This is a genomic window from Nocardia sp. NPDC004718 (assembly GCF_053601535.1).
The window spans coordinates 47,400-73,654 of the sequence record NZ_JBSGCA010000011.1 but is presented as its reverse complement, the minus strand read 5'-3'; the positions used below and the strand labels follow the sequence as shown (position 1 = coordinate 73,654).

Annotated in this window: 2 protein-coding genes; both read left to right on the top strand. The window is 71.4% G+C overall.

Annotated features, from left to right (window positions below):
- Nucleotides 1–143 precede the first annotated feature (143 nt).
- Nucleotides 144–15,389, top strand: a complete 15,246-nt coding sequence (locus ACWEH3_RS10955) for an SDR family NAD(P)-dependent oxidoreductase (RefSeq protein WP_450018498.1) — start codon at nucleotides 144–146, stop codon at nucleotides 15,387–15,389.
- Between the two features lie 25 nt (nucleotides 15,390–15,414).
- Nucleotides 15,415–26,253 (top strand): type I polyketide synthase, encoded by a 10,839-nt coding sequence (locus ACWEH3_RS10950; RefSeq protein WP_450018500.1) that lies wholly within the window; start codon nucleotides 15,415–15,417, stop codon nucleotides 26,251–26,253.
- Nucleotides 26,254–26,255 lie beyond the last annotated feature (2 nt).

Sequence of the window (26,255 nt, the reverse complement as noted above, 5' to 3'; positions counted from 1 at the left end):
CGCCGGGCCCCCCCCCCCCATGTTAAACACCCAACACCCCCCCCCCCCAACCCCGGCTGGGTGTGTTGGGGCGGGGGCTACACCCCCGCCCCCTCGGGGGGGGGCGCCCCCCCCCCCCCCGGGCCGGTGTCTCGTCGTTCGGGATGGGGGGAACGAACGCGCACGTGATCCTCGAGGAGGCGCCCGCGACGGCTGCCGTCGAGATGGCCGGCGAGCCCCGGCCCGCGGTGTGGGTGCTGTCGGCCCGGAGCCGGGAAGCCCTGCGGGAGCAGGCGGTTCGTCTGCGGGAGTGGCTGGCGGAGCACCCGCGAGCGGGTACCGCCGAGGTGGCGTACTCGCTCGCCCATACCCGGACGCCGTTGGAGTGGCGGGCAGCGGTGGTGGGGTCCGGCGCCGATCGGATGCGCGCCGGGCTCGCCGCCTTGGCCGACCCGGCACCCGACCTGGTCGCCGACGATCCCACGGTGGTGTCCGGCCGGGCAGCGGCGCGCCGGGTGGTGTTCGTGTTTCCTGGCCAGGGCAGCCAGTGGGTCGGAATGGGCGCCGGACTGCTGGCATCGGACGAGATCTTCGCGGCGTCGATCGCGGAATGCGAGGCGGCGCTGGCGCCGTTCGTGGACTGGTCGCTGACCGACGTGCTGCGCGGGACGCCGGAAGCCGCCTCGCTGGATCGCGTGGATGTGGTGCAGCCGGTCCTGTTCGCGATGCTGGTATCGCTGGCGCGGCGGTGGCAGGCGGCCGGTGTGCGGCCGTCCGCGGTGGTGGGGCATTCGCAGGGCGAGATCGCGGCCGCGGTGGTGGCCGGTGGACTGTCGCTCGCGGACGGCGCGCGCGTGGTGGCCCTGCGATCGCGCGCGGTCGCGGAACTGCTCGCGGGCTCGGGCGGTATGGCGTCGGTCGGCTTGCCGGGTGACGCGGTCGCCGACCGGCTGGTGGCCTTCGGCGGCCGATTGTCGGTCGCGGCGGTGAACGCGCCCGGCCAGACCGTGGTGTCCGGGGCGGCCGACGCGATCGAGCGGTTCCTGGCCGAGTGCGCGGCCGAGGGAATCTGGGCGAGACGTATTCCGGTGGACTACGCGTCGCATTCGGCGGCGGTGGCACGTATTCGCGACCGCGTGCTGGCCGACCTGGCGCCGATACAGCCGAAAACCGGTACCATCCCGTTCTTCTCGACGGTGACGGCCGAGTTCGTGGACACGTCCGGACTCGACGCGGCGTACTGGTATCGCGGATTGCGCGAGCAGGTGCGCTTCGCCGAGGCGATCGAGGCGTTGCTGCGCGCGGAGATGACGGCGTTCGTGGAGACGAGTCCGCATCCGGTGGTCGCCTCGGCGATCGAACTGGTGGCCGGGTCGCTGGGCGCGGCCGACCGGGTGGCGGTGTTCGGCACACTGCGGCGCGGTCACGGCGGCCCCGAGGAGTTCGCCGCGGCATCGGCCCGGGCCTACTGCGCCGGTATCGACGCGGTGGCGGCGGAACTCGCCGCGCCCGCCGCGCGAGTCGACCTGCCGGTCTACGCGTTTCAGCGCCGCCGGTGTTGGACGCCGGAGGCCGGGGCGGGCCTTGCGGATGTGCGCCGCGCCGGGCTGGTCGCGCCGGATCATCCGATACTGGGCGCCGCGGTGCCGGTGGCGGAGCGCGACGAATGGCTGTTCACCGGGCTGTTGACCCCCGAGATCCACCGCTGGCTGGCGGATCACCTCGTCTTCGGGGCTCCCGCGGTGCCCGCGGCGGTCTGGCTCGATGTCGCGTGGAGCGTGGGCGCTCGGGTGGGCGCGGCGGAGGTCGAGGAACTGCGGATCGAGGCGTCGCTGCCCGCGAACACGCCGTGGACGATCCAGGTGCGCGTTGCGGCGGCCGACGGGAATGGTCGGCGGACGTTCACCATCCACGCCCGGCCCGCCACCGGTGCCGCTGCGGAATGGTCTCGGTGCGCGCAGGGAGTGCTGGCCGGAGACCGCGACGAGATCCCCGCTCGGCCGGACGTCGAGTGGCCGCCCGCCGGAGCCGAACCGGTGGCCGCCGAGGAACTCTACGACCGACTGGCTGGCCGCGGACTCGGCTACGGTGTGGCATTCCAGGGCGTCACGGCGTCCTGGCTGCGCGGTCGCGACGCGTTCGCCGAGGTTTCGCTCGACGAGTCGGTCGGCGATCAGGGCCGGTTCGGCATCCATCCCGCGCTGCTGGATGCCATGGCCCACGCCGCGACGGATCTGCTCGCCCACGACGTACCCGCCCGGACGCCGATGCCTCTGTCGTTCACGGGCGCTCAGCTGTATCGCTCCGGCATCGCCGCCGCCCAGGTGCGGATCGAGGGGGTCGATGCGGACACCGTGCGGGTGACGGCCGTCTCCGAGGACGGTGAACCGGTTCTGGTGATCGGCTCGCTGCGGTTGCGCATGGTCGATCGGGTGATGGACGAGTCCCCGGCGGCGGTGCCCGTGTCCGCGCCGACGCGCCGCAGGCGCGCCGCGGTAGAGGGTCCGCTCGCGCCGCGGCTGTTCGCCGTCCCCGAGCCGGAGCGCGACGCGCTCGTGCTGAACGTCGTCGCCGAACAGGCCGCCGCGGTACTCGGCTACGAGTCTCCCGAGGCCGTTCCCGCCGATCTGCCGTTCACCGCCTTCGGATTCGACTCGCTGAGCGGCGTCCAGTTGCGCGACCGGCTGGCCGCGGCCACCGGGCTGACGCTGCCCGCGACGCTGATGTTCGACCACCCCACGCCCACCGCGGTGGCGCGGCTGGTGCGAGCTCGGCTCGAAGGGACCGATCCCGCCGCGCCGCGTACCGTGCGCCGCGCCCGATCCGACGAGCCGATCGCCATCGTCGGGATCGGCTGCCGCTTCCCGGGCGGTGTCGGATCGGCCGAGGACCTGTGGCGTCTGGTCGCCTCCGAAACCGACGCGATCACGCCGTTTCCCGAAGACCGGGGATGGGACCTGGAGCGGCTGTTCCATCCCGATCCGGACGAGCCGGGCACGGTCTACATCCGCGAAGGCGGATTCCTCTCCGGCGCGGCGGATTTCGACGCCGGGTTCTTCGGCATCGGGCCGCGGGAGGCGGCGGCGATGGATCCGCAGCAGCGGCTGATGCTGGAGGTCGCCTGGGAGGCGTTGGAAGACGCGGGCCTGGACCCCGCCGCGCTCCGCGGTACGGATGCCGGTGTGTACGTCGGTGCCTGTGCCTCCGGCTACGCCGACGGCGTGACCGGGGAGTACGAGGGTTTCCGGCTGACCGGGACGTCGCACAGCGTCATCTCCGGCCGCGTGGCCTACGCCTTCGGCCTGGAAGGTCCCGCGGTCACGATCGACACCGCGTGTTCCTCGTCGCTGGTCTCACTGCACCTGGCTTGTCAGGCGCTGCGTCAGGGCGAGACCTCCCTGGCGCTGGCCGGTGGGGTGAGCATCTCGGCGAGCCCGGCGCTGTTCGTCGACTTCGCGCGTCAGCGGGGGTTGGCGGCGGACGCGCGGTGCAAGCCCTTCTCCGCCGCGGCCGACGGCGTGACCTGGTCCGAGGGCGTCGGCGTGCTGGTCGTCGAACGTCTCGCCGACGCCCGTCGCCTCGGGCACCGGGTCCTGGCCGTCGTGCGCGGTAGCGCGATCAACCAGGACGGTGCGAGCAATGGCCTGACCGCGCCGAACGGTCCGTCGCAGGAGCGGGTGATCGCGGCGGCGCTGGCCGACGCGGGGTTGCGACCCGCCGATGTGGACGCGGTGGAGGCGCACGGAACCGGTACCGCGCTGGGCGATCCGATCGAAGCGCAGGCGCTCATCGCCGCCTACGGCGCCGAGCGAGCGGAACCGCTGCGCATCGGATCGGTGAAATCCAATATCGGTCACGCCGTCGCGGCCGCCGGTGTCGGTGGCGTGATCAAGATGGTGCAGGCGTTGCGGCACGAGACCCTGCCGAGGACAGTGCATCTCGATGCGCCGAGTCCGCACGTGGACTGGTCGGCGGGTTCGGTGCGGCTGCTGAGCGAGCCGGAGCCCTGGCCTGCGGGCGACCGGCCGCGTCGTGTCGGGGTGTCGTCGTTCGGGATGAGCGGGACGAACGCGCACCTGATTTTGGAAGAGGCGCCGCCGCAGCCGATTTCGGCCGACATACCTACCGCTGCGGATGATCCGGGTGATGGTGATAGTGCTGTCCGGACGTGGACGGTGTCCGCGCGCACCCCGGAAGCATTGCGTGCGCAAGCGATTCGGCTCACCGAATGGCTCACCGCGCAGGACGACGCGAACGTGGCGGATGTGGCGCACACACTGCTGCGGCACCGCGCGCAGCTGGAGTTTCGCGCCGCCGTGGTCGGGCGCGAACTCGGTGATCTGCGGTCCGGGCTCGCGAGTCTGGCCGAGACCTCCGACAGCGATTCCGTGGTCACGGGCCGTGCCACGGCGCGGCGGGTGGCGTTCGTGTTCCCGGGTCAGGGCAGCCAGTGGCCCGCGATGGGCGCCGGGCTGCTCGCCACGCATCGAGTTTTCGCGGAGTCGATCGCGGACTGCGAGGCGGCGCTTGCGCCGTTCGTGGACTGGTCGTTGACCTCCGTCCTGCGTGGGGAGCCGGGCGCGGCCTCGTTGGACCGGGTGGATGTGGTGCAGCCCGCGCTTTTCGCGGTGCTGGTGTCGCTGGCGCGAGTGTGGCGGGCGAGCGGGGTGGAGCCCGCCGCGGTGGTGGGGCATTCGCAGGGTGAGATCGCGGCGGCCGTGGTGGCGGGCGGGCTTTCGCTCGCCGACGGCGCGCGTGTGGTCGCCGTCCGGTCCCGGATCGTCGCGGAGGAACTGGCGGGGGCCGGTGGCATGGTGTCGGTCGCGCTCGCGCCAGAGGCGGTCGCGGACCGCTTGGCTGGGTTCGGGGACCGGTTGTCGGTGGCGGCGGTGAACGGGCCGGGGCAGACCGTGGTGTCGGGGGAGACCTCCGCCGTGGACGAATTCCTCGCGGCTTGCGCGGCCGACGGTGTGTGGGCGAAACGGATTCCGGTGGACTACGCGTCGCATTCGGTCGCGGTGGAAGCCATCCGCGAACGGGTCCTGACGGAGCTGGCTCCGGTCGCGCCGGTATCCGGTTCGGTACCGTTCTTCTCGACCGTGTCCGCGGACTATCTCGACACCGCGACGCTGGACGCCGCCTACTGGTATCGCGGCCTGCGCGAGCCCGTCCGGTTCGCCGAGGCGGTCGAAACGCTGCAACGAGCGGGTGTGAACGCCTTCATCGAGGTCAGCCCGCACCCGGTTTTGACCGTAGGGATCGAGCTGGCGGCGGATGCCCTCGGCATGTCCGGCCGCGTGGCCGTCCTGGGCACCCTGAAACGCGAACTCGGTGGGCCCGAACAACTCTCGCTCGCGCTGGCGCGCGCCCACTGTGCCGGTATCGACCTGGCCGCAGGGGCATTGGCGCCCGTCGCCACCCGGGTGGACTTGCCGCGATACGCGTTCGAGCACAAGCGGCACTGGCTGGTGCCCGGCGGCGTGCCGGATATCCGGCAGTCGGGTCTGGACGAGGCGGCGCATCCGTTGCTGGCGGCGATGGTTCGGCTGCCGGACACCGACGAGGCGGTGTTCACCGGCAGGCTGTCGCGTTCGGCGTATCCGTGGCTGTCCGATCACGGTGTCGCGGGTGTGGCGTTGCTGCCCGGAACCGCCTTCGTGGAGCTCGTCCTGCACGTCGGCGCGGTGGTCGAGTGCACGCGGGTGTCGGAACTGGTGCTCGAGGCGCCCTTGGTGGTGCCGTCATCGGGGACCGTCGAGCTACGGGTGGTGGCCGCCGCACCGGACGAGCCGGGCAGGCGCAGGGTGTCGGTGTACTCCCGGTCGGACGAGGCCGCATCTCGTGCCGGGCACAATGCGGCCGACCGGAGCTCGGGCACGGACGCACCGCCGTGGGTCCGGCACGCCGTCGCCACCATCACCGCCGAAGCGGATGCGGCCGAGGCGTCGGTCGTGGCCGTCCGCCCACCGGACGGTGTGGCCGCGATCGATATTCCCGCTGTCTACGCGGAATTGGCCGAGCGTGGCTACGAATACGGTCCGGTGTTCCAGGGGCTGACCGCCCTGTGGCGCGGTGACGGCGAAGTCTTCGCCGAAGTGACACTGCCGGAGCCCGGCCGCGCCGGTGCCGCCGAATTCGGGGTGCATCCGGCATTGCTGGACGCGGCGCTGCACGCGGTCCTGGTCGGCGGGCTCGTCTCCGACGTGCCGGATGGGACGGTCGCGGTGCCGTTCTCCTGGGAGAACGTCAGGCTGTACGCGACGGGAGCGACGACGCTGCGGGTCCACGCGTCCGTGTCCGGCTCCACGGCCGCGGGATCGCGAATCGCGGTGCGCCTCACCGATACCGCGGATATGCCGGTGGCCGAGGTGGACGCGTTGACCATGCGCCCGATCCCGGTCGAGGCACTCGGCCGAACCCGGCCGTCCAGCGAGGGACTCGGCTACCGGGTGGAATGGGTCGCGTCGTCCGTGCCGGAGGACGAGGCCGCGGACGCCGGAGTCTGGAGCGCGGCCGAGGACGGCGAGACCGTGCGCGTCGCGGGGCGGATGGCGACGGTGATCCGGCTCGACGAAGCCGCGGACCGCGCTCTGCCGGCATCGGCACACGATGTGGTGACCGCGGTGACCACGCGGGTGCGGCGGCTGCTGGATGGGGAAGACCTCATCGTCGTGGTCACCCGCCGCGCCGTGGCGGTGCATCCGGGTGAATCGGTGGACCCGTCCGCGGGAGCGGTGTGGGGATTACTGCGCACCGTCCAGAGCGAGCATCCGGATCGAATCCTCATCGTCGACGTCGACGACTGGGCCGAATATCGAGAGAGCGTCGCGCTCGCGATCACCACGAGCACCGAACCCCAGTTCGCCGTCCGCCGTGGCGTCGCGCACGTTCCGCGCCTGCACCGGGCGGCGGGCGACGTCGGGAACGCGAGCGTGGCGACGCGGGCGGCGGCGTGGGCGCTGACCCACCACGGCAAGGGCTCGCTGACCGGCGACAACCTGACGCTGATCGAGACGAAGGAGGCGTCGCCGCCGCTCGGCCCCGGCGAGGTCCGGGTGGCGCTGCGGGCGGTCGGTCTCAATTTCCGCGATGCCCTCATCGCCTTGGGGATGTACCCCGATCCGGACGCTGTGCTGGGTGTGGAGGGCGCCGGTGTGGTGGTCGAGGTGGGTTCCGAAGTGCCGAACCTGATTCCGGGTGAACGGGTTTTCGGGTTCCTGACCGGTGTGGGATCGGTCGTAGTGGCGGACTGCCGGTTGCTGGTGCCGATTCCCGCGGGGTGGTCGTTTGCGGAGGCGGCGGCGGTGCCTGCGGTGTTCGTGACGGCGTTTTATGGGTTGGTGGATGTGGCGGGGGTGCGTGTTGGGGAGCGGGTGTTGGTGCATGCGGCGACGGGTGGGGTGGGTTTGGCGGCGGTGCAGTTGGGGCGGTGGTTGGGTGCGCGGTTGTTGGTGACGGCGAGTCGATCGAAGTGGGGTGTGTTGCGGGGGTTGGGGTTCGGTGACGAGGAGATCGGTGATTCGCGGTCGCTGGACTTCGAGGGGAAGTTCCGTGCGGGGCTGGGGGGTGTGGATGTGGTGTTGGATTCGTTGGCGGGTGAGTTCGTCGATGCCTCGTTGCGGTTGCTGGGATCTGGTGGCCGGTTCGTGGAGATGGGGTTGCTGGATCGGCGTGATCCCGAGCAAGTAGCCGCCGAACACCCCGGGGTGCGGTACGACAGCTTCGTCCTGCTGGAGGTGGCGCCGGAACGGCTGCGGGAGATCCTGACCACGGTCGTGGAGCTGTTCGAGGCCGGGATCCTGACGCCGTCCCCGCTCACCGCATGGGATCTGCGGCAGGCGCCCGAGGCGTTGCGTTTCATGAGTCAGGCTCGGCATATCGGTAAGAACGTGTTGACCGTGCCGACACCGTTGCGGCCTGAGGGCACGGTGTTGATCACCGGGGGTACCGGCGGGTTGGGGGCGTTGGCGGCTCGGCATCTGGTCACCGACTACGGGGTGCGCAGATTGGTGCTGGCGAGCCGACGCGGCCCGGATACGCCTGGTGCGGCCGAACTCCGTGACGAACTCGCGGCTCTGGGCGCGCACGTGGAGATCGTCGCTTGTGACGCGGCGGACCGGGACGCACTCGAGACGACGCTCGCGGCGATTCCCGCCGAGCATCCGCTGACCGGCGTCGTCCACGCCGCGGGTGTGCTGGCCGACGGCCTGTTCACCGGTCTGACGGCGGAGCGGATCGAGCGGGTGTTGCGGCCGAAGGTGGATGCGGCGTGGAATCTGCACGAGGCGACGCGGCATCTGGATCTGTCGATGTTCGTGTTGTATTCGTCGATCGCGGGTGTGATCGGTAATGCGGGGCAGGCGAATTACGCGGCGGCGAACATGTTCCTGGACGCGCTGGCGCAACACCGGCGGGTGAACGGCCTGGCGGCGACCTCGATCGCGTGGGGACTGTGGAGTCGCAGCACCGGTATGACGAGCGCGCTGGGCGATGCCGATATCGTCCGTTTGCGGCGGGAGGGTTTCCCGCCGTTGGGTGAGCGCGAGGGGATGACCCTCTTCGACGCGGCACTAGCGGGCGGCGCGTCGTCGTTCGTGGCTGTCCGCGTCGACCGCGACGCACTGGCGGAAACGAAACCCCGTGCCCTGACACATGATCTGGTGCGACGGTACCGCCGCCGGGCCGCCGGTGACGCGGCGCGACAACCGGAACTGGCCACGCGGCTGGCGGGTCGCTCGGCTGCCGAACAGGACCGCGTCGTCCTCGATCTCATCCGCGCCCAGGCGGCGGCGGTGCTGGGGCATACGAGCGCCGAGTCGATCCCGGCGGACAAACCGTTCCGCGACATCGGGTTCGACTCACTCGGTGTCATGGAATTCCGCAACAGGCTGTCCGAAGCCACCGGTCTGCAACTGCCGTCGACGCTGGTCTTCGACCACCCGACCGCCACAGCTATGGCGAAGCTGGTGCGCTCCCTGGCGGCGCCGACCGCCGCCGAGCAACCCGCCGAACAGGCGCCACGCCGGGACCGCGCGGTCGACGAACCGATCGCCATCGTGGGCATGAGCTGCCGCTTCCCCGGCGGGGTCACCTCACCGGAGAGTCTCTGGGACCTGCTGGCCGCCGGCGTGGACGCCAGCGGAGACTTTCCCACCGACCGCGGCTGGGATCTCGAGCGACTGTTCGACGCCGACCCGGACAAACCGGGTACCTCCTACACCCGCCGCGGCGGATTCCTCTCCGACGCCGGTGATTTCGACGCCGGTTTCTTCGGCATCGGTCCCAGGGAAGCGTCCGCCATGGACCCCCAGCAGCGCTTGCTGCTGGAAGCGACCTGGGAGGCCCTGGAGAATGCCGGTGTCGACCCGGTCACGTTGCGTGGCAGCGATACCGGCGTCTTCGCCGGAGCGTGCTCATCCGGCTACGGCGACCGGGTCACCGGAGAACTGGAGGGCTACCGCCTCACCGGCACCACGCACAGCGTGATCTCCGGCCGGGTGGCCTACGTCTTCGGTTTCGAAGGCCCGGCCGTCACCGTGGACACCGCGTGCTCCTCGTCTCTGGTCGCCCTGCATCAGGCCACCCGCGCCCTGCGCGACGGAGAGACCTCGCTGGCACTGGCCAGCGGTGTGACCGTCGCGGCCGATCCGTATCTCTACGTCGACTTCGCCCGCCAGCGCGGCCTGGCGCCCGACGGACGCTGCAAATCGTTCTCCGCCGACGCCGACGGCGTCGGTTTCGCCGAGGGCGTCGGGGTGCTCGTGCTCGAACGGCTGTCCGATGCCCAGCGCCTCGGGCACACCGTGCTCGCTCTCGTGCGCGGTAGCGCGATCAACCAGGACGGTGCGAGCAATGGCCTGACCGCGCCGAACGGTCCGTCGCAGGAGCGGGTGATCGCGGCGGCGCTGGCCGACGCGGGGTTGACGCCCGCGGATGTCGACGCGGTGGAGGCGCACGGCACCGGGACGACACTGGGCGACCCGATCGAAGCCCGGGCCCTGATCAATGCCTACGGGCGCGACCGCGCCGGTCGCCCGCTGTTCATCGGGTCGGTGAAATCCAATCTCGGCCACACCATCGCCGCCGCGGGCGTCGGCGGCGTGATCAAGATGGTGCAGGCGCTGCGGCACGAAACCCTGCCGAAGACACTGCACGCGGACGAGCCGAGCCCGCATGTGGACTGGTCGGCGGGCGCCGTGCGACTGCTGACCGAGGCAGAGGCGTGGCCTGCCGGGGACCGCGTTCGCCGGGCGGGCGTGTCGTCCTTCGGCGTCAGCGGCACCAACGCGCACGTCATTCTGGAAGAGGCGCCCGCGGCGGGGCTGTCACCGGTCGTGCCCGCTCCCGGGCCACGCATCGAGACGGTCGTGCCCTGGCTGGTGTCGGCCGAATCCGAGTCGGGCCTGCGGACGCAGGCCGAGCGGCTACGGCAATGGTCGATCACCCACCCCGGCGCCGCCCCCTGGGACACTGCCCATGCGCTGATCACCGCTCGTGCCCGGCTGCCGTGGCGCGGCGTCGTCGTCGCACATGACCGGGACGAATTACTTTCCGGGCTGGCGCGATTGGCGGCCGGTGACCCGGGCGCGATCACGGCGAAGGCCGACGCGGCCGGCCGGACGGCGTTCCTGTTCACCGGGCAGGGCGCTCAACGCGCCGGGATGGGCGCCGGTCTGTACGCGGCGTTCGGCGTGTTCGCCACGGCCTTCGACGAGATGTGCGCTCATATCGATCCGCTGCTCGGCCGGTCACTGCGGGAGCTGGTCTTCGACCCGGACGGCGCCGGGCTGCTGGAGCGGACCGAGTTCACCCAGCCCGCCCTGTTCGCGTTCGAGGTGGCGCTGTACCGGCTGCTGGAATCGTTCGGCGTCGTTCCGGACGTGCTCATCGGACATTCGATCGGCGAACTGACCGGCGCGTATCTCGCCGGGGTGTGGTCACTGCCGGACGCGTGCGCGCTGGTGGTGGCGCGTGGGCGGTTGATGGGCGCATTGCCCGGCGGCGGCGCGATGCTGGCCGCGGCGATCCCCGAGGAACGGGCGGTGGACCTGCTCGACGAGTTCGCCGGTGAGGTTTCGCTGGCCGCGGTGAACGGGCCGGGAGCGGTGGTGTTCTCCGGCGCGGCCGCCGCGATCGACGCGATCGCCGACCGGCTGGCCACGGCGAACGCGCGGACTTCGCGGCTGCGGGTGAGCCATGCGTTCCATTCGGCGGCGATGGAACCGATGCTGGACGAATTCCGCCGGGTGGCCCAGGGCTTGACCTACCACCGGCCGTCCCTGCCGATCGTGTCGAATGTGTCGGGCGCCCTGATCGACGCCGAACCGACCGACCCGGACTACTGGGTCGCCCAGGTGCGCGGGTGCGTCCGGTTCGCACCGGGCATCGCTACCTTGATCGACGACGGCGTCCGGCGGTTCATCGAGGTCGGCCCGGATGCCGTGCTGGCCGCCATGGTTCGGCAGTGCCTGGCCGAAAAGCCCGTCGCGGAAGCGGAATCGATCGTGGTCGCGGCCGCTCGGCGCTCGACCGACGAGCCGGACCAGCTCGTGACCGCGCTGGCGCAGGCCACCGCCGGAGGAGTGCCAGTGGACTGGACGCCGTTGTTCGCGGGCCGTGCGGTCGAGCGGGTAACACTGCCGACCTATGCGTTCGAGCATCGGCGGTACTGGTTGCCACCGGTCCGGGTGTCGGATGTCTCGCGCTCGGGACTGGACGACGCGGGCCATCCGCTGCTGGGCGCTCTGGTGCGGCTGCCGGATTCGCCGGATGTCGTGTTCACCGGGCGATTGTCCGCAGCGGATCATCCGTGGCTGGCCGATCACGCGGTCGGTGGGGCGGTCGTGTTCCCCGGCGCCGCCTTCGTCGAACTCGTGTTGCACGTGGGCGCGGCAGTGGACTGCCCCGCGGTGTCGGAGCTGGTGATCGAGGCGCCCTTGCCGGTGCCCGCGGCGGGTGCCGTCGAAATTCGGGTGGTCGCCGGTGGACCGGATGAATCCGGTGCACGGGCGGTCACGGTGTATTCGCGGTCGCGGGACGGCGAGGAGCCCGGTGCCGACTCCGCGCAGTGGGTACGTCACGTGACCGCGACGGTAGCCGCGCGGGCCGATGGCCCGTCGGCCGCCACGATGGCGGTGAATTGGCCCCCGGCCGGCGTGACCGCGCGTGAACTCACCGGCGCCTACGCGGATCTGGCCGAACTGGGCTATGAGTACGGTCCGGCATTCCGAGGGCTGACCGCGCTGTGGCGCGGCGACGGTGAGGTCTTCGCCGAGGTCGTGCTGCCCGAGTCCGCTCGGGCACAGGCCGGCGGGTACGGAGTGCATCCGGCGCTGCTGGACGCGGCGCTGCACTCCGTCCTGCTCGGTGGGCTGGCACCCGGATCGGAGTCCGGTGCGGTGGCTGTGCCGTTCTCGTGGGAGGACGTCAAGTTGTACGCGGCCGGAGCGACCACGGTGCGAGTCCATGCCGCCGTATCCGCCGTAGCGGCGGGAGAAACCCGAATCGCGGTGACGCTCAGCGACATCTCGGGGCGGCCCGTGGCCGAGATCGGTGCGTTGAGCCTGCGCAGGCTCTCGGCCGATGCGTTCGCGTCGGTGCGCCGCCGCGCCTCGGGCTACGGCCTCGACTGGATCGCACTGCCCGCCGTCGAGCCGAGCGTGACCGCGACCTGGGACGTCGCAGGGGATCTCGAGACCGTGCACGTCGCGGGCGCGGACGCGACGGTGGTCCGGCTCGAAACCGAGGCCGAGAAGGGTGACCTGCCCGCGATTGTGCGGGTGGTGGTGACCGCGACGACGAGCCGCGTACGAGAGCTGCTGGAACGAGACGGTCGGGTCGTCGTGGTGACCCGGCGGGCGGTGCCGGTCCATGCCGGTGAGTCCGTCGACCCGGCCGCGGGAGCGGCGTGGGGGATGCTGCGCACCGCCCAGAGCGAGCACCCGGATCGGATCCTGCTCGTCGACGTCGACGACTGGGCGGATCACCGGGAGAGCGTTGTCCTGGCGCTGACTCTGAACGCCGAACCGCAACTCGCCGTCCGCGGCGGCGTCCCGCACGCCCCACGGCTGCACGCGGGGCACGCGGATGACACCCGCCTGCGCGGCACGGAGCTATTGGACGCCGCCGGGTCTTCCGACCACCGGGAATGGTTGTTCGCGCCGACCGGGAAAGGCACCCTGAGCGCGGACAATTTCGGCCTGCGCGAACTTCGGGACGCCTGGGAGCCACTGGCTCCGGGGCAGGTGCGGGTGCGCACGATGGCGGTGGGCCTGAACTTCCGGGACGTACTCGTCTCGCTCGGTACCTACCCCGATCCGGACGCTGTGCTGGGTGTGGAGGGCGCCGGTGTGGTGGTCGAGGTGGGTTCCGAAGTGAGGAACCTCGTGCCTGGAGATCGCGTCTTCGGGTTCCTGTCGGGTGTGAGGTCGGTAGTGGCGGTTGATCGCCGGTTGGTGGTGCGGATGCCGGCGGGGTGGTCGTTTGCGGAGGCGGCGGCGGTGCCTGCGGTGTTCGCGACGGCGTTTTATGGGTTGGTGGATGTGGCGGGGGTGCGTGCTGGGGAGCGGGTGTTGGTGCATGCGGCGACGGGTGGGGTGGGTTCGGCGGCGGTGCAGTTGGGGCGGTGGTTGGGTGCGCGGTTCTTGGTGACGGCGAGTCGATCGAAGTGGGGTGTGTTGCGGGGGTTGGGGTTCGGTGACGAGGAGATCGGTGATTCGCGGTCGCTGGACTTCGAGGGGAAGTTCCGTGCGGGGCTGGGGGGTGTGGATGTGGTGTTGGATTCGTTGGCGGGGGAGTTCGTGGATGCGGGTTTGCGTCTGCTCGGGCCGGGTGGCCGGTTCGTGGAGATGGGGATGTTGGATCGGCGTGATCCGGCACAGGTGGCCGCCGAACATCCCGGAGTCGCCTACACCGGTTTCATGCTCATGGACGTGGCGCCCGACCGGCTCCACGAGATCTTGACCCGCATCGTCGATCTGTTCGAGGCGGGTGTCCTCACCGCGTCTCCACTCACCGCATGGGACATCCGGGATGTGCCCGAGGCGTTGCGTTTCATGAGTCAGGCTCGGCATATCGGTAAGAACGTGTTGACCGTGCCGACACCGTTGCGGCCTGAGGGCACGGTGTTGATCACCGGGGGTACCGGTGGGTTGGGGGCGTTGGCGGCTCGGCATCTGGTCACCGAGTACGGGGTGCGCAGATTGGTGCTGGCGAGCAGACGCGGCCCGGATACGCCGGGTGCAGGGGAGTTGCGCGATGAGCTCGTCGCTCTCGGCGCGCACGTGGACGTGGTCGCTTGCGATGCGGCGGACCGGGATTCGTTGGATGCGGTACTGGCGGCGATCCCGCCGGAGCATCGGTTGACCGGTGTCGTGCACGCAGCCGGGGTGCTGGCCGACGCGCTGCTGGACAACATGACGGCGGAGCGGATCGCGGAGGTGTTGCGGCCGAAGGTGGATGCGGCGTGGAATCTGCACGAGGCGACGCGGCATCTGGATCTGTCGATGTTCGTGTTGTATTCGTCGATCGCGGGTGTGATCGGTAATGCGGGGCAGGCGAATTACGCGGCGGCGAACATGTTCCTGGACGCGCTGGCGCAATACCGGCGGGTGAACGGCCTGGCGGCGACGTCGATCGCCTGGGGGCCGTGGCAGCAGAGCACCGGCATGACGCGGACACTCGCTGACGCCGACTTCGCCCGTTTGCGGCGGGAGGGTTTCCCGCCGTTGGGCGAGCGCGAGGGGATGGCGCTGTTCGACGCCGCGCTGTCCGGCAGCAGGGCCGCGTTCGTGGCGGCCCGCATCGACCGGTCCGCGCTCACGGAGATCGGCGATCACGACCCGCGGCCGATCATGCGCGACCTGGTCGGACCCGCCCGGGGCCGAGCCGAGACCGTGGTGGGTGGATCGGTGCAACCGGTGCACCGCCTTGCGGGCCTGTCGACCGCCGAGCAGGACCGCGTCGTCCTCGATCTGATCCGCGCCGAGGCCGCGGCGGTTCTCGGGGGCGACGCCGAGACCATCGCCGCCGACAAACCCTTCAGCGACATCGGATTCGACTCACTCGGCGTCATGGAATTCCGCAACCGGTTGAAATCGGCCGCAGGCGTCCAGGTGCCCGCGACAGCGATGTTCGACTACCCGACACCGAGGGACCTGGCCGGCTTCCTCCGGCAGGAAATCGCGCCGGTGGACGATCCCGCCGAACGGCTCGCCGCCGAAGTCGACGCGCTGGCCCGCAGTCTCGCCTCCGCCGAACTGTCCGCCACCGACCGATCGTCACTGGCGACCACTTTGTCCGCTCTGCTGCGCGAACTCGAAGGCAAGGACGCCGAGCCGGGCGTCGACGCCACCGACCTCGACACCGCGGACGATCACGAACTCTTCGAGTTCATCGACAACCTCAGCTGACCTCGCACGATCAGGAGCCCCACCGATGGCCGACACCGACGAGCTACGCCGCTATCTCAAGAAGACGGCGAAGGAGCTCTACGAGACCAAACAACACCTGCGCGAACTCACCGATCGGACGCGGGAGCCCATCGCTATCGTCGGTATGGCCTGCCGGTACCCCGGTGGAGTCCGTTCACCCGAGGACCTGTGGCGCGTCGCCGCCGCGGGCGTGGACGCCGTCGGGGTATATCCGTCCGACCGTGGATGGGACCTGGAGCGATTGTTCGATCCCGACCCGGACGTGCCGGGCACGGTCTACACGCGGGAGGGCGGTTTCCTCGACTCCGTCGCCGATTTCGACGCGGGTTTCTTCGGCATCAGCCCGCGCGAGGCCGCCGCGATGGACCCGCAGCAGCGCCTGATGCTCGAGGCGGCGTGGGAAGCGCTGGAAGACGCCGGGATCGACCCGGCCTCGCTCCGCGGTAGCGACACCGGCGTGTTCGCCGGGGTGGCCCACCAGAACTACGGGCCCCGCGTCGGCTCCCCGAGTATCACGGCCGAAACGGAAGGCCACGCGTATCTGGGTGTTTCCAACAGCGTGCTGTCGGGCCGGATCGCCTACACCCTCGGGCTGGAAGGGCCTGCCGTCTCGATCGATACGGCATGCTCGTCATCGCTGGTCGCCCTGCATCTCGCGTGCCGGGCGCTGCGCAACGGTGACGCCACCCTGGCCCTGGCAGGCGGCGTCACCGTGATGTCGGACCCGTCGCTGCTCATCGCGTTCGCGCGGCAGCGCGCCCTCTCACCCGACGGACGGTGCCGGGCCTTCGCGGCGGCGGCCGACGGGACGGGTTTCTCCGAGGGACTCGGCGTGCTGGTGCTCGAACGGCTCTCCGACGCACGGCGGTTCGGGCACACCGTCCTCGCGGTCGTGCGCGGCAGCGCGATCAACCAGGACGGCGCCAGCAACGGACTGACCGCGCCGAACGGCCGGTCGCAGGAAGCCGTGATCGGGCAGGCGTTGCGCGACGCGGGCCTGGAGCCCGCGGACGTCGACGCGGTGGAGGCGCACGGCACGGGCACGATGCTGGGCGATCCGATCGAAGCCAGGGCACTGATCGCGGCCTACGGCGCCCGGCAGGCCGACGTGCCGCTGCGTCTGGGATCGCTGAAATCCAATATCGGCCACACCTCGGCCGCGGCCGGTGTCGGCGGAGTGATCAAGATGGTGCAGGCCATGCGGCACGAGATGCTGCCGAAGACCCTGCACATCGACGCGCCCACCCCCCATGTGGACTGGTCCGCGGGCACCGTGCGGCTGCTGCGGGACAGCGAGCCGTGGCCCGCCGGTGCCAGGGTCCGGCGCGCGGGCGTGTCGTCGTTCGGCGCCAGCGGCACCAACGCCCACGTCGTCCTCGAGGAAGCGCCCGCCGAGCCCGCCGCGGAAGGGGAGTCCGGGCCCGCTCCCACGGCGGGGATCGGGTCGAATCACGCTGCCCCGCAGGTCATCCCGTTGCTGCTATCGGCCGGTTCCGGTGCGGCGCTGCATGCGCAGGCGGATCGATTACGGCAGTGGATGGCGGACGACCCGGAAACGGACGCCCAGGATATCGCGTACTCGCTGCTCACCTCCCGTGCCCGGCTGGAGTGGCGCGGAGCGGTCGTCGGTCGCGACCGGGACGAACTCCTGGCCGGTCTGACGGCACTCGCCGAGGGTCGTTCCGCGCCCGGTGTGGTCGAGGACCGCGCCGGCTCGGGACGCACGGCGTTCTTGTTCACCGGCCAGGGTGCGCAGCGCGCCGGGATGGGACGGGAACTGTACGCGGCGTTCCCGGTGTTCGCGGCGGAGCTGGACCGAGTCTGTGCCGAATTCGATTCGCTGCTCGGACGTTCGCTGCGGGACCTGCTCCGCGCCGAGGCGGCGGACGGCGACAGCGCGCCGGGACCGCTGGATCGGACCGAGTACACCCAGCCCGCGCTGTTCGCCTACGAGGTGGCGCTGTACCGGCTCGCCGAATCGTTCGGCCTGACACCGGATGTGCTGCTCGGCCATTCCATCGGTGAGCTCGCGGCGGCGTATGTCGCCGGAGTGTGGTCGCTGCCCGACGCGTGTGCGCTGGTGGCAGCGCGCGGACGGTTGATGGGCGCACTGCCCGCAGGCGGCGCGATGCTGGCCGTGGCGGTGCCGGAAGCGGAGGCGTCGGCCGCGCTCGAGAGGTACGCGGGCCGGGTGTCCGTGGCCGCCGTGAACGGGCCCTCTTCCGTGGTGTTGTCCGGTGCCGCCGACGCCGTCGCCGAGGTCGAGCGGCTCTTCGCTGCTCAGGGCCGTCGGACGAACCGGCTGCGCGTGAGCCACGCCTTCCATTCGGCGCGGATGGAACCGATGCTGGCCGAGTTCCGTGCCGTGGCCCGAGGTGTGACCTACCGGCAGCCGACGATCCCGATCGTCTCGAACGTTTCGGGCGCACCGGCCGCTGACGAGCTGACCGATCCGGAGTACTGGGTCCGTCAGGTCCGGGCGGCCGTGCGGTTCGCCCCGGGAGTCCAGGCGCTGGCCGCCGGCGGGGTGCGACGATTCCTGGAGATCGGTCCCGACGCGGTGCTGACCCCGATGACCCGCGAATGCCTGACCGAACAACCCGATATCGAGGCCCGCTGCGCGGTGGTCGCCGCCGCGCGACGCGGCGCGGACGAGGTCGGGCAGTTCACCGCGTTCCTGGCCGCCGCCCACGCCGCGGGCGCCGACGTGGACTGGAGCCCGCTGTTCACCGGTCGGCCGGTGCGCCGAGTTCCGTTGCCCACCTATGCCTTCCAGCGTCAGCGGTACTGGTTGCCGCCGACCGACGGCATCGGTGATGTGGGCCGCGCCGGACTGACGGCGATGGACCACCCGATGCTCGGCGCGGCGCTGGCCCTGGCCGGTACGGACGAGTGGCTGTTCACCGGTCGCCTGTCCACGGCGTCGCAGCCGTGGCTGGCCGATCACACGGTGTTCGGCACGGTGCTGTTGCCCGGGACCGCGTTCGTGGAGTTCGCGTTGGCAGCCGGCGCGCGAGTGGATGCCGGGACGATCGACGAGCTGGTCCTGGAGGCGCCGCTGCGGCTGGACGAGGGGACCGAAGTCGATATCCAGATCAGTGTCGAATCGCCCGACGACGCGGGGCGCAGGCGCTTCGTCATCGCCTCGCGGGCCGTCGGCGACCCGACCGCCGGATCCACGCACGCCCGCGGTGTACTCGCTCCCGACACGGGAAACGCGGCGGTGCCCGCCGATACGGACGAACCGTTCCAGGACGAGGACGCGATCACCGGAGCGGCGCTCTACGACCAACTGGCCGCCCGCGGTCTCGACTACGGACCCGCATTCCAGGGCGTGCGCCGGTTCGTGCGCCGCGGCGACTCCGTCGTGGCCGAGGTGCGGCTCGGCGAGACCGATTCGGACGCTTCGCGCTTCGGCGTGCACCCCGCACTGCTGGATGCCGCGTTGCACGCCGCCGTCGACGTATTGTCCGCTGATTTCGCCGACAACCAGGCGCCGCTTCCGTTCTCGTTCACCGGCGTGCGGTTGTATCGCGGTGGCGCGAGCGCGGCGCGCGCTCTGATCCGGCGGACGGGCTCCGAAGGGGCGCGGGTAGAGCTCCGCGACGATACGGACGCGTTGCTGCTGACGATCGATGCGCTGCGGGCGCGGCCGGTCGACAGCGATGCGGTGCGCAGCGCGTGCTCCGCCGGACCCCACCGTCTCTACGACGTGCGGTGGGCCACGGTGGCTTCCGGCGCCGGGTCCGGCGCGGTGCGGCTGGCGGCGGTCGGCGGACCGTCGGAATCCGCTTTCCAGGAACATTATTCGGATATGGCCGCGCTGGTAGCGGCCGCAGGTACCGACGCCACGGGAGCGAACACCCGAGTGCAGGCCGACGCCGTGGTGTGGTTCGCCGAGTCCGGTCCCGGGCACGCCGACAGCACCGAGGCCGACCGGGTGCGCCGGAGCGTGAACACCGCGCTGGCGGCGGTGCAGTCCTGGTTACGCCTCCCCGAGTCCGGCGACACCCGGCTGGTCGCGGTGACCCGTAACGGCGCCGGACTGCCCGGCGAGGATCCGGATCTGGCGGCCGCGGCGCTCTGGGGCCTGCTGCGCAGCGCGCAGTCGGAGCATCCCGGCCGGATCGTGCTGGTGGACGCCGAGAGTGACGCGGTCATCGGGCCCGAGCTGATCTCGGCGGCCCTCGCGACCGTCGAGCCGCAGCTCGCGGCGCGTGGCGGTGAACTGGTCGCGCCCCGGCTCGCCCGGCGTGACGACGCGCCCGGCACGGCCGTCACCCTGGGCCGAGGCACGGTGCTGATCACCGGCGGGACCGGTGGGTTGGGCGCGCTGGTGGCCCGGCACCTGGTCGCCACCCACGGTGTGCGGGATCTCGTTCTGGTGTCGCGCCGCGGCGAACGGGCCGACGGTGTGCGCGAACTGGTAGCCGAACTGGCCGCACTCGGTGCTCGGTCGCGGGTACTGGCCTGCGACGTCGGCGACCGCGCCGCGGTGCGCGCCCTGCTCGACCAGCTGGCCGACGGTCCGGAGCTGACCGCCGTCGTCCATGCCGCCGGCGTCCTGGACGACGCGACGCTCGACGCACTCACGCCCGACCGGATCGAGCGGGTGTTCGCGCCGAAGGTCGACGCCGCACTACACCTCGACGAACTCACCCGTGACCGGAATCTGTCGGCGTTCGTGCTGTTCTCCTCGATCGCGGCGGTCCTGGGCTCGGCGGGCCAGGGCAACTATGCCGCCGCGAACTCGGTGCTGGACGCGCTGGCCCGGCGGCGCGTCGCGGCGGGTCTGCCCGCGGTCTCGGTGGCCTGGGGCCCGTGGAACCAGAGCGGCGGGATGACCGCCGAACTGGGACGCGCAGGCCTGGACCGTCTGTCCCGCATGGGCTTCCGCCCCTTGGCCGAGTCCGACGGGCTCGCGCTGTTCGACCGGGCGGCGGGCGCGGACATGCCGCTGGTCGCCGCCGTGGACTTCGACACCGCGGCATTGTCCGCGCAGGCCCGCGCGGATCTGCTGCCGCCGCTGCTGCGTTCGCTGGTAGCGGTACCGCGCCGTGCCGAGGGCGGCGGCGATCTGGCCGAGCGGCTCGCGTCGGCGCCACCGGACCGGCACGACGCGATCGTGCTGGATTTCGTGCGCCATCAGGTCGCCGAGGTACTGGGACACGCCACGGGCGAACAGATCGAGGCCGACAAGCCGTTCAGCGAATTGGGCTTCGATTCGCTGGGCGCGGTGGACCTGCGCAACCGCCTCACCAAGGCCACCGGTCTGCGTCTGCCGTCGACGCTGGCCTTCGATCACCCGACGTCCGCGGCGGTCGCCCGGCTGCTGCGTTCCCGGATCGACGGCGCGGGGCGAGGCGTCCGCCCGGCGCGGAAGCGCGCGCGAGCCGACGAACCGATCGCGATCGTCGGCATGGCCTGCCGGTACCCCGGCGAAGTCGCGTCGCCGGACGATCTGTGGAACCTGGTGGCCTCGGGGACCGACGCCATTTCCGAGTTCCCCGCCGATCGCGGCTGGGATCTCGATCGCCTGATCGATCCCGATCCCGAACACACCGGAACCTCCTACGTGAAAGAGGGCGGGTTCTTGACGGACGCGGCCGATTTCGACGCCGGATTCTTCGGCATCGGCCCGCGGGAGGCGAACGCGATGGACCCGCAGCAGCGTTTGCTGCTGGAGGTGTCGTGGGAAGCGCTCGAGCACGCGGGCATCGATCCGACGTCGCTGCGGGGCACCGACACCGGCGTCTACACCGGGGTGATGTACCAGGACTACGAGGTCCTGACCCGCAAGGCCGGACCCGAGGCCGAAGGCTACGTGGGCACCGGCTCGGCGGCCAGCGTGGTCTCCGGACGCATCGCCTATTCGCTCGGTCTGGAAGGCCCCGCGATGACGGTGGATACGGCGTGCTCGTCCTCGCTGGTGGCACTGCACGTGGCCTGTCGGGCGCTGCGACAGGGGGAGAGTTCGCTCGCCCTGGTGGGCGGTGCGACGGTGATGGCCACGCCCACGGTGTTCGTGGAATTCTCCCGCCAGCGCGGACTGGCGCCGGACGGGCGGTGCAAATCGTTCTCGGCCGCCGCCGACGGTGTGGCGTGGGCGGAGGGCGCGGCCGTCCTGGTGCTCGAAAGGCTTTCGGACGCAAGGCGACTCGGCCACAACGTGCTCGCGGTGGTGCGCGGCAGCGCGGTGAACCAGGACGGCGCCAGCAACGGTCTCACCGCGCCGAACGGTCCGTCGCAGGAGCGGGTGATCGCGGCGGCGCTGGCCGATGCCGGGCTCGGGCCGTCGGACGTGGATGCCGTGGAAGCGCACGGCACCGGAACGACACTGGGCGATCCGATCGAGGCACAGGCGTTGCTCGCCACCTACGGCCAGGGCCGCCCGGAAGGTCCGCTGCGTGTCGGTTCGCTCAAATCCAATATCGGCCACACCCAGGCGGCGGCCGGTGTGGGCGGCGTGATCAAAATGGTGCAGGCGCTGCGCCACGAGATGCTGCCGAGAACCCTGCACGCGGAGGAACTCTCACCCCATGTGGACTGGTCGGCCGGATCGGTGCGCGTGCTGGCCGACGCCGAATCGTGGACCCCGGGCAGCCGGATACGACGCGCGGGGGTGTCGTCGTTCGGTATCAGCGGCACGAACGCGCACGTGATCCTCGAGGAGGCGCCCCCGTCCCCGCGTGCTGAGCGACCGGCGGCGGACTCAGGCCCGGTAGCGGGCGGCGTGGTACCGCTGGTGGTCTCCGCGAAATCCGCGGAAGCCCTGCGCGGTCAGGCCGAACGCTTGCGGTCCTGGCTGGCCGACGCGCCGGAGATCGACCTGGGGCGGGTGGCGCGTGCGCTGCTCGACTCGCGCGCGCTGCTGGATCGCCGCGGCGTGGTGGTCGGCCGCGATCGGGAGGAACTGCTCGCCGGGCTGGCCGCGCTGGCGGCGGGAACGACGTCGCCGCACGCGGTCGAGGCACCGGCCGTGCCGGGTACGACAGCCTTCCTCTTCACCGGTGGTGGCGCGCAGCGAGTCGGCATGGGTGCCGGTCTGTACCAGGCGTTTCCGGTGTTCGCGACCGCGCTGGACGAGGTGTGCGCCGAGTTCGACCGGCATCTCGGGGGTTCCCTGCGGGAGGTGATGTTCACCGACGAGGCCGGGGTGCTCGACCGGATGGACTGGATGCAGCCCGCGTTGTTCGCTTTCGAGGTGGCGATGTTCCGGCTGCTCGAGTCGTACGGTCTCGTACCGGACGTGCTCGCGGGTCACTCGCTGGGCGAACTCGTCGCGGCCTATGTGTCCGGGGTCTGGTCGCTGACCGACGCCTGCGTGCTGGTGGCGGCGCGGGGACGGCTGATGGGCGCGGCGCCCGCCGGCGGGGCGATGCTGGCGGCCGCGGTGTCGGAGACGGAAGCGGAGGAACTGCTCGGCGGTCTCGCCGACCGGCTCGCGATCGGGGCGGTGAACGGTCCGGAGTCGGTGGTGTTCTCGGGCTACGCCGATGCCGTCGACGAGATGCGGCGGCGGCTGACCGAGGCGGGACGGAAGAACACCCTGCTGCGGATCTCCCACGCGTCCCATTCGATGCTGATGGAACCCGTCCTCGACGAATTCCGAGCGGTGGCCGAGGGACTGACCTATCGCGAACCCACCGTGCCGATCGTGTCGAACGTATCCGGCGCGCCGGCCGGCGACGAAATGCGCGATCCGGGCTACTGGGTGGCGCAGGTGCGCAGCTGTGTGCGCTTCGCGCCCGGGGTGCGCAGCCTCCTCGACTCCGGGGTGCGGCGTTTCATCGAGATCGGACCGGACGCCGCGCTCACCGCGATGACCGGAGAATGCTTGGCCGAACGTCCGCAGGTGGCGACGAAGTCTCTGGTGGCGGCCTCGTCCCGGCGTTCGGTCGACGAGGTGACCCAGTTCGTCACGCTTCTCGCCCAGTCCTTCGCGGCAGGCGCACCGGTGCGGCTGCGGTCGCTGCTGCCGGGAGCGGACGCACGGGTGGAGCTGCCGACGTACGCGTTCCAGCGCCGCCGGTACTGGGTACGACCGGCTCCCGAAGTCGTGACCGGCTCGTTCGGCCATCCACTGCTGACCAGCGCGGTGCCGGTCGCGGGCAAAGACGAATGGTTGTTCACCGGCCGGTTCTCCGCGCGCACCCAGCCATGGATCGGCGACCACGCGGTGTTCGGCTCGGTATTGCTGCCCGGGACGGCCTTCGCGGAGATGGCGCTCGCCGCGGGCGCGCGGGTGGACGCGGGCGTCGTCGGTGAACTGTTGCTGCAAGCTCCGTTGCCGCTCACCGCGAGCGCCGAGATCGAGCTCCAATTGAGCGTCGGGGCGCGCGACGAGCAAGGGCGGCGCGTATTCGCCGTGCACTCCCGCGCGGCCGATCGGGAGTCCGACGGCACGGACCCGTGGGTGCGGCATGCGAGCGGCGTCCTGACCACCGCCGACGACGACCACGCGCCGGTGTGGAGCGAACCGGTGTGGCCCCCGTCCGGCGCGGAGCCGTCGGACGGGTCGCTCTACGACCGGCTGGCGGAGCGCGGCTTCGACTACGGTCCCGGTTTCCAGGGCGTCACCGCGTTGTGGACGCGCGGCGAGCAGACCGTCGCCGAGGTGTCCCTCGACGAATCCGTGAGCGTCGCGGCGGCTCCGTTCGGCATCCATCCGGCGCTGCTGGACGCATGCCTGCACGCGGCGCTCCCCGAGCTGATCGGCGACCTGCCCGCCGGGCAGGTGCCGTTGCCCTTCTCCTTCACCGGTGTGCGCCTGTGGCGCTCCGGTGTCACCGCGGCGCGCGTTCGCGTCGTCCGGGACGCCGAGGGACAGGTCACGATCGACATCGCGGACGACACCGGCTCGCTCGTCGCGCGCATCGATGCGGTCTCCGCACGTCCGATCGCGGCCGACGCGCTGGGCGCGGCGCAGGCGGGACGCCGTACGGCACCCCTGACCCTGAGCTGGACGCGCGCGCAGCTACCCGCGCTGCGGGCGGTGCCCGACCGTGTGGCGACGATGGGGCATGCGCGAGTATCCGGTGTCGACCGTCACTACCTCGACGCGTCGGAAGTCACCGCAGCCGAACAGGTTCCGGATATCGTCGTCTGGTCGCTCCCGGAGGGACCGGCGGCCACCGCTGACCCGGTCGAGCCCGGGACGGTGCGGGAGACCACCCGCACCGCCTGGGAGCTGCTGCGATCCTGGTTGTCGCTCGAGCGGCTGGCGGACACTCGCCTCGTGGTGGCGACCCGCCGCGCGACGGGCCTGAACGGCGAACCGGTCGATCTGGCCGCCGCCGCCGTCACCGGTTTGGTCCGCAGCGCACAATCGGAACAACCGGGTCGTATCGTGCTGCTGGACCACGACGGAGACCTGGACGCCGCGACGGTGCTCGGCGTGCTCGAATCGGGGCACGCCCAAGTGGCGGTCCGCACGGGCGAGATATACCTCCCACGCTTGGCCTATGGTGACATGCCCGTCGATGAGCCTGAAAAGCTCGGTAGAACAGGCGCTTTCGGCGATGGCACGGTGCTGATCACGGGCGGAACCAGCGGATTGGGCGCGGTGATCGCGCGGCACCTGGTCACCGCACACGGCGTCCGGCATCTGCTGCTGGTGTCGCGGCGCGGCGCGGCGGCCGACGGTGTCGCGGAACTGATCGCCGAGCTGGAACGGCTCGGTGCGCGCACCCGGGTCGCCGCGTGCGACGTGGCCGATCGCGCGGCCTTGGCCACCGTGGTCGAGTCGATCGGGACCGAGCACCCGCTGTCGGCGGTGGTCCATTCCGCGGGCCTGATCGACGACGCCACCATCGAGACGCTGACCGCCCAGCGGATCGATCGCGTACTCGCGCCCAAGGTCGACGGTGCGCTGCACCTGGACGAGCTCACCCGGGGCCACGACCTGGCCGCGTTCGTCGTATTCTCCTCGGCCGCGGCGATTCTCGGTTCGCCCGGACAGGGCAACTACGCGGCCGCGAACGCGTTCCTCGACGGGCTCGCCCAGGCCCGGCGAGCGCAGGGGCTGCCCGCCTTGTCGGTCGCCTGGGGTTTGTGGAACCAGGACACGGGCATGACCGCCGAAATGGACCGGGCCGCGCTGGCGCGGCTGGAGCGTATGGGTCTGCGGATCCTCGGTGACTCCGACGGTACGGCGCTGTTCGACGCCGCGCTCACCACGGATGCGGCCATGGTCGCCTGCGTCGAGTTCGACAAGTCCGCTCTGGCCGCGCAGGCGCGTGCGGGGCTGCTGCCCGAAGTTCTGAGCGGCTTGGTCGCCGGCCGTGCCCGCCGGGTCTCCAGCGCAACCGCCACCGGCGGCCTGCTGGCCGACCTGCTCGCCACCGCGCCGGAGGACGAACGCGACGCGCTGGTGCTCGGATTCGTCCGCGAACACGCCGCGGCGGTGCTCGGATACCAGTCCGCGGCGGCGATCGATCCCGAAACTCCGTTCAACGAGATGGGTTTCGATTCACTCGGCGGTGTCGAGCTGCGCAACCGGCTGTCGGAGGGCACGGGCACGCGACTGCCGTCGACGCTGGTGTTCAACTACCCGACGGTGAGCGCGGTGGCGAAACTGCTGCGGTCGCAATGGGAAGCGACCGCGACCACCTCGGCGATCGATGACCAGATCGCCGCGCTCGCCGCGCTGCTGGCGACCCTGCCGTCGGAGGAGGACAAGGCGCGGCTGGCCGAGCGGATCCGCGCGACGCTGACCGACGCCATCGACGAACCCGCGCCCGAGCCCGCGCCGGTCGCCGATCAGGGCCGCGACGCCGTCGAGGCGGCCGCCACGGCGGACGAACTGTTCGCGCTCATCGACCAGCAGATCAGCGGAAAGTAGAG

Coding starts and splice junctions, on each gene's coding strand:
- ACWEH3_RS10955 (WP_450018498.1), top strand. CDS start 144: ATGGGGGGAACGAACGCGCACGTGATCCTCGAGGAGGCGCCCGCGACG.
- ACWEH3_RS10950 (WP_450018500.1), top strand. CDS start 15,415: ATGGCCGACACCGACGAGCTACGCCGCTATCTCAAGAAGACGGCGAAG.